Genomic DNA, 16,024 nt, shown 5'->3' with positions numbered 1-16,024 from the left:
GCCGGATGCCCCGCCGTTGCGGGCCACGAAGTGAGGATGCGAGCTTAATGAGCGAATTGACGCAGGATGGTGCAGAGCGTCTTGCCCTGCACAAATTTACGGAAAACGCGTACCTGAACTACTCCATGTACGTGATCATGGACCGCGCACTGCCGTATATCGGCGATGGTCTGAAACCGGTGCAGCGTCGTATTGTTTACGCGATGTCGGAACTGGGCCTCAACGCCAGCGCCAAATTCAAAAAATCTGCCCGTACCGTGGGTGACGTATTAGGTAAATACCATCCGCACGGCGACAGCGCCTGCTATGAAGCGATGGTATTGATGGCACAGCCGTTCTCCTATCGCTATCCGCTGGTGGATGGACAGGGTAACTGGGGTGCACCGGACGATCCCAAATCCTTCGCCGCGATGCGTTACACCGAGTCACGCCTGTCCAAATATGCCGAGATTTTGCTGGGCGAGCTGGGACAAGGCACGGTGGATTTTATCCCCAACTTCGACGGTACCATGCAGGAGCCGAAGATGTTGCCGGCGCGTCTGCCGAACATCCTGCTGAACGGCACCACCGGTATCGCCGTGGGCATGGCCACCGATATTCCTCCGCACAACCTGCGTGAAGTGGCGGAAGCGGCGGTGAAGCTGATCGACAAACCCAACACCACGCTGGATGAGTTGCTGGATATTGTGCAGGGCCCGGATTATCCGACCGAAGCCGAGATCATCACGCCGCGCAGCGAGATCCGCAAAATCTACCAAAGCGGGCGCGGTTCGATCCGTCAGCGCGCGGTATGGAAGAAAGAAGACGGCGATGTGGTGATCACGGCACTGCCGCACCAGGTTTCCGGTGCGCGCGTGCTGGAGCAGATCGCCAACCAGATGCGCAATAAAAAGCTGCCGATGGTGGAAGATCTGCGTGATGAATCCAACCATGAGAACCCAACGCGTCTGGTGATTGTGCCGCGCTCCAATCGCGTGGATGTGGAGCAGGTGATGAACCATCTGTTTGCCACCACCGATCTGGAAAAGAGCTATCGCGTTAACCTGAATATGATCGGACTGGATAACCGTCCGGCGGTGAAAAACCTGCTGGAGATCCTGTCTGAATGGCTGGTGTACCGTCGCGATACCGTGACGCGCCGCCTGAACTATCGCTTAGAGCGCGTGCTGCGCCGTCTGCATATCCTCGAAGGTTTGCTGGTGGCGTTCCTCAACATTGATGAAGTGATTCACATCATCCGTACCGAGGACGAGCCTAAGCAAGTACTGATGTCGCGCTTTGAACTCAGCGACACGCAAGCCGAATCCATTCTGGAACTGAAACTGCGCCATCTCGCCAAACTGGAAGAGATGAAGATTCGCGGTGAGCAGGCGGAGCTGGAGAAAGAGCGCGATCAGCTGCAGGCGATTCTGGCGTCCGAACGCAAGATGAGTAACCTGCTGAAGAAAGAATTGCTGGCAGACAGCCAGACCTACGGCGACGATCGCCGTTCACCGCTGCATGAGCGTGAAGAAGCTAAAGCGCTGAGCGAAACCGAGCTGGTGAGTGCCGAGCCGGTGACGATTGTGCTGTCGCAGATGGGCTGGGTGCGCAGCGCCAAAGGCCACGATATCGATCCAACCGGTCTCAGTTACAAAGCCGGTGACAGTTACCTCGCCGCCGCCCGCGGTAAGAGCAATCAGCCCGTGGCCTTTATCGACTCCACCGGCCGGAGCTATACACTGGACCCGACCTCGTTGCCGTCGGCGCGCGGGCAGGGCGAGCCGCTAACCGGCAAACTGACGCCACCGCCAGGTGCCGCGTTTGAACAGGTGCTGATGGAAGCGGACGACCAGAAACTGTTGATGGCCTCCGATGCGGGTTACGGCTTTATCTGTACCTTTGCCGATTTGATTTCGCGCAACCGCGCCGGTAAAGCGCTGCTAACGTTGCCAGACAATGCCAAAGTGATGACGCCAATGGCGGTGCATTCGGGCGATGATATGCTGCTGGCGATTACCCAGGCCGGACGTATGTTGATGTTCCCGGTGGGCGATCTGCCACAGATGTCGAAAGGCAAAGGCAATAAAATCATCTCTATTCCATCAGCGGATGCCGCTGCGGGCGTGGATAAGCTGCAGTGGTTGCTGATTCTGCCGCCGGGCAGTTCGATCACTCTGTATGTCGGCAAACGTAAGCTGATCATGCGTGATGAGGATCTGCAAAAAGTGCGAGCCGATCGCGGTCGTCGTGGCAGCGTGTCGCGTGGCCTGCAGCGCATTGATAGCGTAGAAGTGAATGCGCCAGCGCGCCCGAAAAGTGACGCCAGTAGCGAAGAATAAGACTGACCAGGCAATGGATTGCCCAACTTGAGGAAGCTATGTTACTAATTTTACGCACGATTATTGTTATCGTTTATTCGATTTTGGTGTGCATCTTCGGCAGTATCTGGTGTTTGTTCTCACCGCGTAATCCCCGCCATGTGGCGACGTTCGGCCATATGTTTGGTCGCCTGTCGACGGTGTTTGGCGTCAAAGTCGAACTGCGCAAACCCGCCGACGCGGAGAACTATGGCAATGCGATTTACATTGCCAACCATCAGAACAATTACGACATGATCACGGCGGCGAAGATCGTGCAGCCGACCACGGTCACCGTCGGTAAAAAGAGCCTGCTGTGGATCCCGTTCTTTGGTCAACTCTACTGGCTGACCGGTAATTTGCTGATTGACCGTGATAACCGCGCCAAAGCGCATGGCACCATCGGTGAACTGGTCGAGCAGTTTAATAAAAAGAAGATTTCATTCTGGATGTTCCCGGAAGGCACCCGCAGCCGTGGCCGTGGTTTACTGCCGTTTAAAACCGGTGCGTTTCATGCTGCAGTAGCAGCAGGTGTGCCGATCATCCCTGTGGTGGTGTCGAATACCCACGGCAAAGTGAAACTTAATCGCTGGAACAATGGCCTGGTGATTGTTGAAATGCTGCCGCCAGTGGATACCAGGCAGTTTGAAACCACCTCGGTGCGCAAGTTAGCCACCCACTGCCGCGAATTAATGTCTGCTAAGCTGGAAGAATTGAACGCCGAAGTCGCCGAACGCGAAAAAAACGGTAAACTCTAGCCATCCACGGGGCAGAAACGCTGCCCCGTGCTCATCACAGCAAAAACTCACTAACAAGAACAACATGGACACGGCGTCTTCACGCCCCGCTCAAAAGGTCTGAAGTTTTATGTCTTGCAGCAGACGTCAGTTTATTCAGCTTTCCGCCGGTGTTGCGCTGGCGACCAGTAGCATGCCTTATGCCGCCTACGCTGCGGCCCCGATGGGCGATGTGCCGCTTCCTGTTCCGCCACTGCTTGAATCTCGCCGTGGCCAGCCGCTCTTTCTGACGCTGCAACGCAGCCATTGGTCATTTAGCGGTAATAGCAATAAAGTGCCGGTCTGGGGCATTAATGGCATGTACCTCGGCCCCACGGTGCGCGTCTACAGCGGCGATGATGTGAAGCTGATTTACAGCAACCGTCTCAACGAACCGGTGGCGATGACGGTCAGCGGATTGCAGGTGCCTGGCGCCTTAATGGGCGGTGCGCCGCGCATGATGTCAGCTGGCGTTGACTGGGCGCCGGTATTGCCGGTTCGTCAGGGTGCATCGACCTTGTGGTATCACGCCAATACGCCAAATCGTATGGCGCCACACGTCTACAACGGCCTGGCGGGCATGTGGCTGATTGAAGATGACGTCAGCAAAGCGCTGCCGTTACCTAAGCACTATGGCGTTGATGACTTCCCGCTGATTATTCAGGACAAGCGTCTCGATAACTTTGCCACGCCGGTTTATAACCCACCCTCAGATGGCGGTTTCCTCGGGGATACGTTGCTGGTCAACGGCGTGCAGAATCCTTATGTAGAGGTGTCGCGTGGTTGGGTGCGTCTGCGCCTGTTGAATGCTTCGAACGCGCGTCGCTTTGATTTGAGCTTCTCGGATAATCGTCCGTTTACCGTGATTGCCAGCGATCAAGGCTTCCTGCCTGCGCCCGTTGCGGTGCAAACGCTGTCGCTGGCACCCGGTGAACGCCGTGAAGTGCTGGTGGATATGTCGCAGGGCGATGAAGTCTCGATTACGGCAGGGACTGCGGCGGGCCTGATGGATCGCCTGCGGGGTCTGTTTGAACCTTCCTCAATTCTCGCCAACACGCTGGTTCTGAGCCTGCGTCCGACCGGCTTACTGCCGCTGGTTACCGACAATCTGCCGATGCGCTTATTAGCGGATCAGATTCTGGATGGTGTGGCGGTGCGCACGCGCGAATTCCGCATTGGCGACAGTGTGCCGGGCATCAATGGCGCACTCTGGGACATGAGCCGCATCGACACCACGGTGCAGCAGGGCACCTTTGAACGCTGGATTATCCATGCCGATCGCCCGCAGTCGCTGCATATTCAGGGCGTGATGTTCCTGATCAAGAGCGTCAATGGCGCGCAGCCGATGGGCGAGGATCGCGGCTGGAAAGATACGGTGTGGGTGGATGGTGATGTCGAATTGCTGGTGAGCTTCCCACAGAGTTCGTCGGATCACTTCCCGTTTGTCTACTACAGCCAGACGCTGGAGTTAGCCGATCGCGGTACGGCGGGGCAGCTACAGGTCAATCCCGTCCCTTAAGAAAAAAGGTGCGCAGCGATGCGCACCTTACAAGAGATCGCCAAATGGACAGGGTCACGATGCATAGCGACCCGCACATGACCGCACGACTATTGTGAAGCCAATGCAGGCGAGCACGCGCTAGCCGTATCCGCCTGGCGGTTAAACTGTGCCGGCTTACCCGTTAAAGTTCTCGGGATCCGGCCCCAAACGATTTCCTTTATCGAGCTTAGTAATCTCGCTGATCTCAGGTTTTTCCAGTCTGAAGTCGAACACCTGGAAGTTTTCACGAATACGTTCCGGCGTCACCGATTTAGGAATCACCACTAATCCGCTATCCAGATGCCAGCGAATCACAATCTGCGCTGGCGTCTTACCGTATTTCTTCGCCAGTTCGCGGATGATCTCCTGATCGAATACTCCTTTACCGCCTTGCGCCAGCGGGCTCCAGGATTCGGTCTGAATCTGATGCAGTGCGTTCCAGGCATGCAGCGTGCGCTGTTGCAGCATTGGATGCAGCTCAATCTGATTCACCACCGGCGAGACGCCTGTTTCATCGATCAGGCGTTTGAGATGGGCTTCATGGAAGTTACAGACGCCAATGCTTTTGGTTAAGCCCTGCTGCTGCAGCTCAATCATCTTTTTCCAGGCTTCAACGTAGTGATCTTTTTCCGGGCACGGCCAGTGCATCAGATAGAGATCGACACTCTCCAGTTGCAGCTTCTTCAGGCTGGTCTCTATCGCCTGCTGGCCGTTCTGCTGATCGTCATTCCACAGTTTGGTGGTAATGAAAATGTCTTCGCGTGCGACATCGGTGTCCTGCAGTGCCTGACCGACGGCTTCTTCATTTTTGTAGATGGCGGCGGTATCAATCGAGCGATAGCCTACTTTTAAGGCCTCGACAATCGCCGCCCGGGCATCCTCGATACTCGCTTGCCAGACACCAAGTCCGAGTTGCGGCATCATATTGCCGTCGTGCAGTTTGATAATGGGTTGCTCTGCCATAGTTGCTCCTTATCTGTCGCAGTGACTTACCGTAAAAGCGCTGTGGTTAAGTCTAGTCAACAAACTCAACCGCAGGATCATTGTGGCAATCACCTCGCCCTTTTACCCTGGTCATTTCTGCCAGAATCTTGCCTGATTCTGCTGAAGGGTGGAGCTTTGAGCAGCATTGCGGCACACTGATTTTTTTTGCTGCCTGAGAGTGAACCATGCCGAACGATGCCCTTTGCCGCCAGCTGGCGCAGCGCGTGACCGCGCTAATGAATGATGCGCGTAAACCGCTGTGCGCCGTGGAAAACGTCAAGCTCATCTACGCCTGCGAAACACTTCCGCGCACGCCGATGATGTATCAACCTGGCATTGTGATTCTTTTTCAGGGGCGTAAAACCGGTTATCTCGGCAGCACAGTGTTTCATTACGACGCCACGAAGTATTTGATGCTGACCGTACCGCTGCCGGTGGAATGCGAAACCGAAGCCACCCCGGAAGAGCCGCTGGCCGGCATGTGCCTGAGCGTGGATATCGCCAGCTTGCAGGATCTGTTGATGGATATCGGCGACGACGAACAATTTCAGCCGCAGTTGCATACTTCCGGCATCCATTCGGCGTTTATGAGTGAAGAGATGCTGTGCGCTGCCGAGCGTTTGCTGGATGCGATGAGCCATCCGCGTGATGCGCGCGTGCTGGGACCACAGCTGGTGCGGGAAATTATCTACTATGTGCTCACCGGCCCGATTGGCGGTGCGCTGCTGTCGCTGGTGAATCGTCAGACCCAGTTCAGTCAGATTGCGCGCGCCTTACGCCGCATCGAAAGCCATTTCGCCGAAAGTCTCAGCGTCGATATGCTGGCTGCTGAAGTGAACATGAGCGTTTCGGCGTTCCATCACAACTTCAAAGCCGTCACCCAGACCTCGCCGCTGCAATATCTGAAGCGCTATCGTCTGCATCAGGCACGATTGATGATGTTGCAGGATGGGATGAAAGCCAGTGCGGCAGCGGTGCGCGTGGGCTATGAAAGCCCTTCGCAATTCTCGCGGGAGTTTAAGCGCTATTTCGGCGTGACGCCGGGAGAGGAAGCCAGCCGTGTGCGCCAAACGTTGCCGTTTGACGCTGCCTGAACCAATGCAGATCAATGTGCATTGAAAGAAATGGCACTGCGCTATGGGTTGCTGTTTGACGCCATCTGAACGGCCAAATGTGCATGAATGCGCGCGCGACGAAACGGCACTGAACCCTTGAAGGGTTGCCATTAATGGCAACCCGAACCGAATTAGCTCGTTTTCTGGCTGCGTTTTTTCCAGATCACCACGATGCTGCCGGTCAGACCGACAAACAGCAACACCATCGGCAGCACCATCAGCACTGCCATCACCTGATCTTCGTGACGCTTGATAAACGGCACCTGACTGATGCCATAGCCCATGGCGACCACAATCCCGACCCACAGCGCGCCGCTCAGCCAGTTAAACAGCTGGAAGCGACCATTCTGTAAACCCGAAATACCTGCCATGGTCGGCAGTAATGTGCGAACAAACGCCAGGAAACGCCCGACCAGCAGCGCCATCAAACCGTGGCGGTTAAACAGATTCCAGGCGCGCTGATGATATTGCGCCGGTAAATGCATCAACCAGCTTTTCACCATCCGCGTATTGCCCAGCCATCGCCCCTGTAAATAACTCAACCAGCAGCCCAGGCTGGCGGCAGTGGTCAGAATCACCATGGTGGGCACGAAATCCATCACGCCCTTGGCAATCATGGCACCTGCGAGCAGCAACAGGCTGTCACCCGGCAGAAAAGAGGCAGGCAACAAACCGTTTTCCAGAAACAGCGTTAAAAACATTACGCCGTAGACAATCCACACGACATCCGGATTGGCCAGCGCGGCAAAATCCTGATGCCAGAGCGCGTGAACAATCTCATGTAAAACACCCATCTGCTATCCCATCGAGTCACAAGGATTCTATTTTAACCATCTGTGGCATCGCAGACGTTGATCTCACCGATGCGGCACGAAATGGTTTAGGTTTTGTTTAAATATTTACTGTTTTAAGCGCGCAAAGCCCGCTTTCAGGTCGTTCAGCAGGTCATCAACGTGTTCAAGACCAATGTGCAAACGCACCAGCGTACCGTCGAAATCGACGCCGCCTGCCGGGCGAATCTCCGCCAGCTCTTCCGGCTGGTTGGCCAGAATCAGGGATTCATAGCCACCCCATGAATAAGCCATGCTGAAATGGTGGAAGTGATCGAGGTAATTAGCCAGCTGCTCACGGCTCAATTTTTCATGCAGGATGAAGGAAAACAGTCCACTGCTGCCGTTGAAATCACGCTGCCAGAATTCATGGCCTTTACTCTGTGCCAGCGCCGGATGGTTGACGCGCGCCACTTCCGGTTGTGCTGCCAGCCATTCCGCGACCTGCAAACCGCTTTCTTCATGCTGGCGCAAACGCGTACCAAGTGTGCGCAAGCCGCGGCTGGCCATGTACGCCGTATCGGCATCCACCATCTGGCCCATCAGGTACGAATTCTCTCGCAGCTGCGGCCAGCAACGTTCATTGGCGACGGCGGTGCCAATCATCGCGTCGCTGTGGCCAATAATGTATTTGGTGCCTGCCTGAATCGAAATATCGATGCCATGCTCCAGCGCGTTAAACAACACGCCCGCCGCCCAGGTATTATCGATCATGATGATCGCATCTGGTGCTTTGGCGCGCACAGCGGCCACGATGGCAGGAATATCCTGCACTTCCATGGTGATGGACGCGGGAGATTCGAGGAACACCACGCGAGTATTTGGCTGAATCAGTTCACCGATCTCACTGCCAATGCAGTGATCAAAGAAGGTGGTGGAGACATTCAGCTTACTGAGAATTTTGGTGCAGAAATCCTGCGTTGGCTCATAGACCGCGCCGCTCACCAGAATGTGATCGCCCGCTTCGACAAAAGAGATAATCGCATTGGATACTGCAGCCGCACCACACGGATAAAGCGCGCAACCCGCGCCGCCTTCCAGTTCGGTCATGGCGTCTTGCAGCGAGAAGTGGGTGAGGGTGCCACGGCGGCCATAAAAAAGCTCGCCCGATGCACGACCCGCGGTCGCCCGTTTTTTGTCAGCAACCGTGTCAAAAACCAGTGAAGATGCGCGTTGAATGACGCTGTTAACTGAGCCCTGAGTGTAACGTTTGCTTCGTCCCGCGCTAACCAGCGTGGTATCAATTTTATTAGTTGCCATCACTGCCTTTCCTGACACTTACCACAAAACATCCACGTTACCACGAAACACCGCAGTGGGTTGCGCCTGATTGCGGATTATCAGAGTGACGCCAGTATTCTGTAAATCATTTGCCAAATTGTGGAAATAAAAGACACTTTTGGATTGTAAATAGTAATGAGAACTACTATCACTTCGGTCAATTTTTTTGCTATGATCCGCGCTTCAATCGTGAACTGTGCAACAGAAGTTGGAGACGCAGCGTGGTAGCCAGTGATTTGATGCAAACGGACCTCTCCGTTTGGGGCATGTATCAGCATGCCGATATCGTGGTAAAAGTGGTGATGATTGGCCTGTTACTGGCCTCGGTTGTCACCTGGGCGATTTTCTTCGGCAAGTTTGCTGAGCTGAGCGGGGCGAAACGTCGCCTGAAACGCGAACAGCAGGCGCTGGGCGAAGCACGTTCGCTTAATGATGCTTACCGCGCCGCTGAAAGCTTCAAAAGCAACAGCCACAGTGCGGTGTTGCTGAACGATGCGCAGAACGAGTTGGAACTCTCTGCGGGTACCGAAGACCTTGATGGCATTAAGGAACGTACCAGCTTCCGCCTTGATCGTCGCGTTGCGGCATTCAGCCGTCATGCCGGCCGCGGTAACGGCTTCCTCGCTACCATCGGTTCTGTTGCTCCCTTCATCGGCCTGTTTGGTACCGTGTGGGGCATCATGAACAGCTTTATCGGTATCGCTAAAACTCAGACCACCAACCTCGCTGTTGTGGCGCCGGGCATCGCAGAAGCGTTGCTGGCGACCGCGATTGGTCTGGTTGCCGCTATTCCTGCTGTTGTTATCTACAACGTCTTCGCGCGCATGATTGCCAGCTACAAAGCCTCATTGGGTGATGTTGCGGCGCAGGTGATGCTGCTGCAGAGCCGCGATCTGGATCTCGGGAATGTGGAAACCGCGAAAGAAGCGACCCGTCCGGCGGCGGCACAGAAACTGCGCGTAGGATAAGTATTATGGCGATGCGTTTAAACGATGATTCGGTAGGCGATGGCGAAATGCATGAAATCAACGTGACGCCGTTTATCGACGTTATGCTGGTTCTGCTGATCATCTTTATGGTCGCCGCGCCATTAGCCACGGTGGATGTGCGCGTTAATCTGCCTGCGTCCACCAGCGCACCGCAACCGCGTCCGGAAAAACCGGTTTATCTTTCTATTAAGGAAGATAAGCAGATCTATATCGGCAACGATGCGGTGACCAAAGAGACGCTGGTGAATGCGCTGACGGCGCAGACTGAAGGCAAGAAAGACACTACCATCTTCTTCCAGGCGGATAAGTCAGTGGATTATGAAACGCTGATGAGCGTGATGGATCAATTGCGTGAAGCGGGTTATCTGAAGATTGGTTTGATGGGCATGGAGACGGTGAAGAAATAATTCCCCCTCTGAACGCTCACAAGGGCCGCTATCCATAGCGGCCCTTTTTGTTTGCTCTCGCCGCCAATGTTAATTTCTTGTTACTTTTGGTCTTACTTTTGTAAACTGCAATGGTGAAGCGGATCACATCTATTCCTGGCACAACCCGCTACAACGGAAGAAAAACCCAGGAAGGACAATATGAGCGCGAGTCAATCTTTACAAAAACCATCGCAAGGCGGTGCCAAGACCATCTTTAGCGTTACCAGCGGTAACTTTCTTGAGATGTACGATTTTATGGTGTTTGGCTATTACGCTACGGCGATCGCCAAAACCTTTTTCCCCGGAGATGATCCCTTTGCTTCACTGATGCTCACGCTGATGACCTTTGGCGCGGGCTTCCTGATGCGTCCACTTGGCGCGATTATTCTGGGTGCCTATATTGACCATCACGGACGCCGTAAAGGGCTGTTACTGACATTAGGCTTGATGGCGTTGGGCACACTCACCATCGCTCTGGTTCCGGGCTATGCCACGCTGGGGGCTGCCGCGCCGATTCTGATTCTGCTGGGTCGTTTGCTGCAGGGCTTCTCTGCGGGCGTGGAGTTAGGCGGTGTGTCGGTTTATCTGTCTGAAGTGGCGCCAAAAGGACGCAAAGGTTTCTATGTTAGCTGGCAGTCCGGTAGCCAGCAGGTCGCGGTGATCTTCGCTGCGCTGCTTGGCCTCGGTCTTAATCATCTGCTGGCGAAGGAAGCGGTCACCGAGTGGGGCTGGCGTATTCCGTTCGTTGTCGGTTGTATGATTGTGCCGTTCCTGTTCTGGATCCGTCGCATGCTGGAAGAAACCGAAGCGTTCAGCAAGCGCAAACAACATCCTTCCATGGGACAGATCATGCGCTCGGTCGGTGAGAACTGGGCATTGGTGCTGGCGGGTATGCTGATGGTGGTGACCACCACGGTGATGTTCTACATGATCACCGCCTTCACCCCGACCTTCGGTAAAACCGTGCTGATGATGAGCGATGAGCAGAGTTTTATGGTGACGCTGTTCGTCGGTATCTCTAACCTGATTTGGTTGCCGGTGATGGGCGCGCTGTCAGACCGCATAGGGCGTCGTCCGCTGCTGATCACCTTCACCATCCTGATGATTCTGACCACCTGGCCGGTGCTGCACTGGCTGGTGGGATCACCTACGTTTGCGCATCTGGTGGAAGCGGAGCTGTGGTTATCGTTCCTGTATGCCAGCTATAACGGGGCGATGGTGGTTTACCTGGCGGAAATTATGCCGACTGAAGTGCGCGCCACCGGCTTCTCACTGGCGTACAGCCTGGCGACCGCGCTGTTTGGTGGCTTCACGCCAGCGGTTTCAAGCTACCTGATCCATGCCACGGGCGATAAAGCGATGCCCGGCGTGTGGTTGTCATTCGCGGCGGTGTGTGGATTGATCGGCACGCTGCTGATTGGCCGCATGGTGAAACAGTATCAGGCGCGCCATGGCGGCACGCCGGTGGGGGCTTCGCTGTAACGTCCCGGCTGACAACGGATCACATGTCAGGCCGTTGAGAAGCCATTCAAATAAAGCAGCCTCTTTCTGAAGGGGCTGCTTTTTTGTTTGTGTAGGGGGACTCATTCATCGGGCCCTTATCAACAGACTAGATCGTCGCCAATGTCCTGCCTAAAACGACAGGTCCACCACCACGCTGTCCGTGTAACTCCCCGCCGCTGGCGTATTCTGCGTCGTCAGAATCTGCGCGGTATAGGTGAAGTTGCGCGTCACCAGATCCGCGTTCAGAGAGGTGGCACTGGCGCTGCTCCAGCGGTCGGTGCCGGTCGGTCCCCAGCGTGTTGTGGTGGTGGTGCCCTTGTAGATGTCGTACGCCAGTCGGTTGGTGCCGCTCGCCATCTGGCGCGTGGTGCCGCTGTAGTAACTGCCATTGCTCAACCCCACAGTGAAGGTGCTGCCTTTTGAACACACCACGTTAATGGTCTGCTGCACCGTGGAGAAACTCCCCACCAGCGGCGCGCTGCCAAAACTCACGTTAGGGGCGGTGATGGTGGTGCAGTCATTCGTCACTATCAGGTTAACGGTAATCGGCATCGCGGTGCCGGTACTGGTTTGCACCGTACCTACGCACGCACCTGCAACGTTCAACCCGGCACATACCGTATAACTCACCGTTATGGTTATCGTCGTGGTGTAAGTGCCGGCTGCAATCACTTGCCCCGTCAGGGTGCGGAAGTAGAGCGGAATATTAAAGTTAAGGCTGTTCCCTAGCGCGAGTAGCAAGGCCGAGCTCCAGCGATAGCTGCCGCCCTGCTGCAACTCTGTGGCGCAGGCGCTGTCGATGCACATCTGAATCGGAATGCTGTCGGTGCCGGTGCTCGAACTTTTCAACACCGCGCGTGTGCCGCTGAGATAGGTCGCAGTGGTGAAGGCGTAAGTGACGTTATCGGTGCCCAACAGCGAAAGCGTGCCGGAACCACAGTTGACGTTGGTGGTGCTGGAAGTGTTCTGCACGGTAGAGCCAACCGCGAAGGTGGTCACGGAGCCGAAGGTCGCCGCTGGAGCCGATAAACTACAAAGCGCATAGCTGGTGCCCGGCAAGATAAACAGCGCCAGCAGCAAAAAAATCTTTCTCATGGTGAAATTCCTGACTGTGAATTATTGGCCGTGCTGACCGCCGAACCCGGTGCCGGCGGTGGCAGATCGCACGTCAGCGGACCGTAGGTTTCCAGCGCTTTTGGCTGGCCGTCTGCAATGGTCAGCGTGGTATCACAACTGCGCCCATCAGGCGTCACGACATGAATTGGGTTTTCAGCGCTCAGGTTCTCCATCCAGACAATGCCATCCCATCCGATATATTCCGTACCCTGATTCGGGCGCAACACCTGGCTGGAGATTGGCAACGGTTGCCCCTGTTTATCATGCAGCACCACGCTGGCGGCGCGCAGGCGCTCCACCGGGAAGTTCAGCAGGTAACCACTTTTCCGTTTCACTGCAAAACGCTGTTCCACCTTTGGCGCGGTGCGGTCAGCCGGTAAATCCAGGGTATCGATGTCATATTTCGCGCCGTAGTAACTGCTGATCGAGGGCACCAGCAAATAGCCCTGATGATCGGTGCGTCCCATTGCCTGGTTTTCATAGCGCACCGTGACATCGGGGTAGTCGGTTTTCACCACCACAAACGCATCATTGATATCGTTGGCGGCAAACACGCGGTTATCCATCAGCACCAGCGAACCGGTGAAATCGGCCCACTGCGTGGTGTTATCGTTATCGCCGTAGAATCCGGCGGAGGTGTCAATTTTGTTATTGCGATAGCGCAGGCTCGCCTGACGATAATTACCGCTGTCGCTGCCCTGATTGGCCCAGGCCGCATCGTACGCAAAGCCACCATCCGTCGGCATGGCGCGTGACACATAGAGACGCTGATTGTTGTTGCCCTGCTGATCGCGCTCGTAGCTCACCGAAGCGCTGCTCTGTTCGCCGAACGGGATCACCAGAGAGATAGCACCGCTCCAATCGCCCTGTTCCTGATCGCGGCTGGCGGAAATATACAGGCTACTGTTACCCCACAGGTTTTTACTCCAGGACAGGTTCCATAAACGGGTGCGATCGCCCGATCCTCCGGCAATATCAAAATAGGCCAGACCCAGACTGCCATATTGATTAAGTGACACGCTGGCGGTGTATTGTGCACTGCGTCGCGCCAGTGAATAGCTGGTGTTAGCGCTGTCGCCCCGGCTGCCGACCAGCGCCAGATTGCCGTAATCTGCAGTGCGTAAAATATGCTGCGTGCCGAGGCTGAACCAGCTGTTGTTATATTGATAACCCCAGCTGTATTGCGTGCCGGGTTTTCCCTCCATCTGGCTTTGTGCCAGGGCACCATTCACCACCCCCCAACTGCCGAGCTTCACTAAGCCTCCTGCGCCGCCGGTGGCCACGTTGTCGCTGCCTTCCGCATGGCTCTCCAGCGTCAGCCAGTCGGTTAACCCGTAACGATAAGATCCGCTGGCTGCCGCTGCGCCATAGTCAAAGTTTTCCAGTCCGTAGTTTTCACGCAGGGCACCGGCAGAGAAGGAGTAATCCGACAAACCCTGTCGCAGCAGGCTGCTGGAGACATAAAACGGCAGCGTGGTGGTGACCTGACGCCCCACGGCATTGGTGGTGGTGATCACCGCATCGCCCGCGCCATTGACGAACGGCACATTGGTCAGCGACCACGGACCCGGCTGCACATTGGCTTGCGTACTGCGATAGCCGTTAATAAACAGATCGACGGAAGAGGGCACCGCGGCCTGGCCGGAAAACGCCGGGAGAGGGTAAGTGACCAAATCCGGTCGCACGCTGAAATCACGCGCAATCTGCACGCCACCCAGACGCACGCTGTTACTCCAGCTCAGCGCATCGGTCACCAGGTCTCCGGCACGCCAGCTGATCGCATCGTTCTCATCTTCATGGCTAAACCAGGTGTCGTAGCGAATATATCCCTCTTGCTGACCGCTTACGCCGCCTTCAAGTTGTTGGGTGTAGACGCCATTGGTGGAGAACTGCCCGCTGGGGCCAAACACGCGCAGCTCATTCCAGCTCGACAGGCGGGAACCGGCATTATCGGTACGGGTGGCGTAAAAGTCATAATTGAGCAGCGCACCGTTACTGGCGCGCCCCGGATAGCGTGGGCCGCGCTGATCTTTACCGATCACCTGGCCGGGAAGCCAGGCGGGCGGAACGGTGAGCAACAGGCGCTGACGGCGCTCGTCATATTCGGCTTTCACCTCCGCCAGTTGATTCACATCGATTTGCTCGCCCTGAAGTTTCTCCGCAGGAATACCGGCACGCTGTAAATCGCCACTGCGCAGCCAAAAGTCCCCGTTTTTACGCTCCACCGGCACGATATCGCCGCGAGCGTTCTGATTCACCACCAGCTCCAGCATGTACTGCTGACCGCTGGCGTTGTTCTCCAGCGCAGGGGGCGGTGGTAGCTCGGAAAAGGTCTCCGCGCTACTAATTTGAGGTAACAGGCATAGCACGCTAGTCACTGCCAGCGTGCAGGGATGCAGCGAAAACGTCATCAACGCGCGGCCGCGCTGCTCCAGTGCCCTTTATTCACCTCCGCTGACAACTCTCCGCTCACGCTGCTGGTTAATGGCCAGCGATTGCTGCTGTTTGCCAGTACGTAGCCAAACAGACCATTGCCCAGGCGGCGACCCCCAATGGTGACGTTACTCAGCCGCGCATGGCCGTTGCCATGGTTGGTGAGCTCCAACCAGCGCTTGCCACCACTGTCCACCTGTTGCCAGCTGAGTTGCGGCTTCGCACTGTCGCTGGTAATGCCGTTACCATAAACAAACAGCGGTACCGAATAGCGCATCTGGAAGGTCAATCCCGCCTGATTTTCGCCGGGTGTGCGTGGCGTAGGGATTTCATCCAGCACCACGCGGTAGGACATTTCGCGTCCCGCTTCCGGCGCGCCTTGCTTAATGAGTCGCACCAGCTGTTTCTGACCCGGTTCGAGGCGCACCATCGGTGGACTGGCGACCACTTGCTGTTGGGTTTGATACTGCTCCTGGCCGCCCACTTGCAGCCAGCTAAAGATGCGCACCTGCATCATGGTGGTGACATTCCCACGGTTTTCCAGCCACAGCTCACTGGCTTTATCATCGGGATTGATGGCGGGATCGATGGGCCAAATCATCAGCGAATTGGCGGCATGGGCAGCAGGCATTAGTGCCATGATAAACAACAGTAACAGGGCGCGCAGGTTCATGATTATTCATCCTTATT

13 protein-coding genes are annotated in these 16,024 nt (G+C 55.9%); 7 read left to right on the top strand and 6 right to left on the bottom strand.

Features of this window, described 5'->3' with window-relative positions:
* The first annotated feature begins 47 nt into the window (after positions 1-47).
* From parC to ftsP, 3 genes are all read left to right on the top strand, one after another.
* Positions 48-2,321: a DNA topoisomerase IV subunit A gene (gene parC / locus VH86_RS02835; protein ID WP_045814794.1), complete on the top strand. Its 2,274-nt coding sequence runs from the start codon at positions 48-50 to the stop codon at positions 2,319-2,321.
* Positions 2,322-2,359: 38 nt separating this feature from the next.
* Complete coding sequence (locus VH86_RS02830; RefSeq protein ID WP_045814793.1) at positions 2,360-3,097, top strand: 1-acylglycerol-3-phosphate O-acyltransferase; 738 nt, start codon at positions 2,360-2,362, stop codon at positions 3,095-3,097.
* Between the two features lie 109 nt (positions 3,098-3,206).
* Positions 3,207-4,634: a cell division protein FtsP gene (ftsP, locus tag VH86_RS02825; RefSeq protein ID WP_038644703.1), complete on the top strand. Its 1,428-nt coding sequence runs from the start codon at positions 3,207-3,209 to the stop codon at positions 4,632-4,634.
* 156 nt (positions 4,635-4,790) lie between these two features.
* On the opposite strand, the gene dkgA is transcribed toward ftsP, so the two are convergent.
* Positions 4,791-5,618: a 2,5-didehydrogluconate reductase DkgA gene (gene dkgA, locus VH86_RS02820; protein ID WP_045831816.1), complete on the bottom strand. Its 828-nt coding sequence runs from the start codon at positions 5,616-5,618 to the stop codon at positions 4,791-4,793.
* A gap of 206 nt (positions 5,619-5,824) precedes the next feature.
* On the opposite strand from dkgA, the gene VH86_RS02815 reads away from it, so the two are divergent.
* Complete coding sequence (locus VH86_RS02815; RefSeq protein WP_038644707.1) at positions 5,825-6,733, top strand: AraC family transcriptional regulator; 909 nt, start codon at positions 5,825-5,827, stop codon at positions 6,731-6,733.
* 152 nt (positions 6,734-6,885) lie between these two features.
* Here VH86_RS02815 and VH86_RS02810 read toward each other — a convergent pair whose 3' ends face one another.
* Both VH86_RS02810 and metC read right to left on the bottom strand, forming a co-directional pair.
* Entirely contained in the window at positions 6,886-7,548 is a 663-nt protein-coding gene (locus tag VH86_RS02810; protein ID WP_045831815.1) for a DedA family protein, read from the bottom strand.
* A 105-nt stretch (positions 7,549-7,653) separates the two neighbouring features.
* Positions 7,654-8,844: a cystathionine beta-lyase gene (metC, locus tag VH86_RS02805; protein ID WP_045831814.1), complete on the bottom strand. Its 1,191-nt coding sequence runs from the start codon at positions 8,842-8,844 to the stop codon at positions 7,654-7,656.
* Between the two features lie 260 nt (positions 8,845-9,104).
* On the opposite strand from metC, the gene exbB reads away from it, so the two are divergent.
* The 3 genes from exbB (at position 9,105) to VH86_RS02790 (ending at position 11,764) form a co-directional block, all read left to right on the top strand.
* Entirely contained in the window at positions 9,105-9,833 is a 729-nt protein-coding gene (gene exbB, locus VH86_RS02800; protein ID WP_072050559.1) for a tol-pal system-associated acyl-CoA thioesterase, read from the top strand.
* A 5-nt stretch (positions 9,834-9,838) separates the two neighbouring features.
* Complete coding sequence (exbD, locus tag VH86_RS02795; RefSeq protein ID WP_034828432.1) at positions 9,839-10,261, top strand: TonB system transport protein ExbD; 423 nt, start codon at positions 9,839-9,841, stop codon at positions 10,259-10,261.
* Positions 10,262-10,441: 180 nt separating this feature from the next.
* The gene (locus VH86_RS02790) at positions 10,442-11,764 is read left to right on the top strand and encodes an MFS transporter (protein WP_045831812.1); all 1,323 of its coding nucleotides are present in this window, start codon (positions 10,442-10,444) and stop codon (positions 11,762-11,764) included.
* 150 nt (positions 11,765-11,914) lie between these two features.
* On the opposite strand, the gene VH86_RS02785 is transcribed toward VH86_RS02790, so the two are convergent.
* Genes VH86_RS02785 through VH86_RS02775 form a run of 3 tightly spaced genes read right to left on the bottom strand, consistent with a single transcriptional unit; the run spans position 11,915 to position 16,010 of the window.
* Entirely contained in the window at positions 11,915-12,880 is a 966-nt protein-coding gene (locus VH86_RS02785; protein ID WP_045814788.1) for a spore coat protein U domain-containing protein, read from the bottom strand.
* Positions 12,877-15,315, bottom strand: a complete 2,439-nt coding sequence (locus VH86_RS02780) for a fimbria/pilus outer membrane usher protein (RefSeq protein ID WP_197080183.1) — start codon at positions 15,313-15,315, stop codon at positions 12,877-12,879. Before VH86_RS02780 ends, VH86_RS02785 begins: the two co-directional genes overlap by 4 nt.
* A complete protein-coding gene (locus VH86_RS02775) occupies positions 15,312-16,010 on the bottom strand; it encodes a molecular chaperone (RefSeq protein WP_197080187.1) in 699 nt (232 codons plus the stop codon). Before VH86_RS02775 ends, VH86_RS02780 begins: the two co-directional genes overlap by 4 nt.
* Between the last annotated feature and the right edge of the window lie 14 nt (positions 16,011-16,024).

The sequence above is a fragment of the Pantoea sp. BL1 genome, assembly GCF_000963985.1.
GTDB lineage: Bacteria > Pseudomonadota > Gammaproteobacteria > Enterobacterales > Enterobacteriaceae > Pantoea > Pantoea rwandensis_B.
The sequence above is the reverse complement of the archived record's forward strand: the minus strand, read 5'-3'. Positions and strand labels throughout refer to the sequence as shown.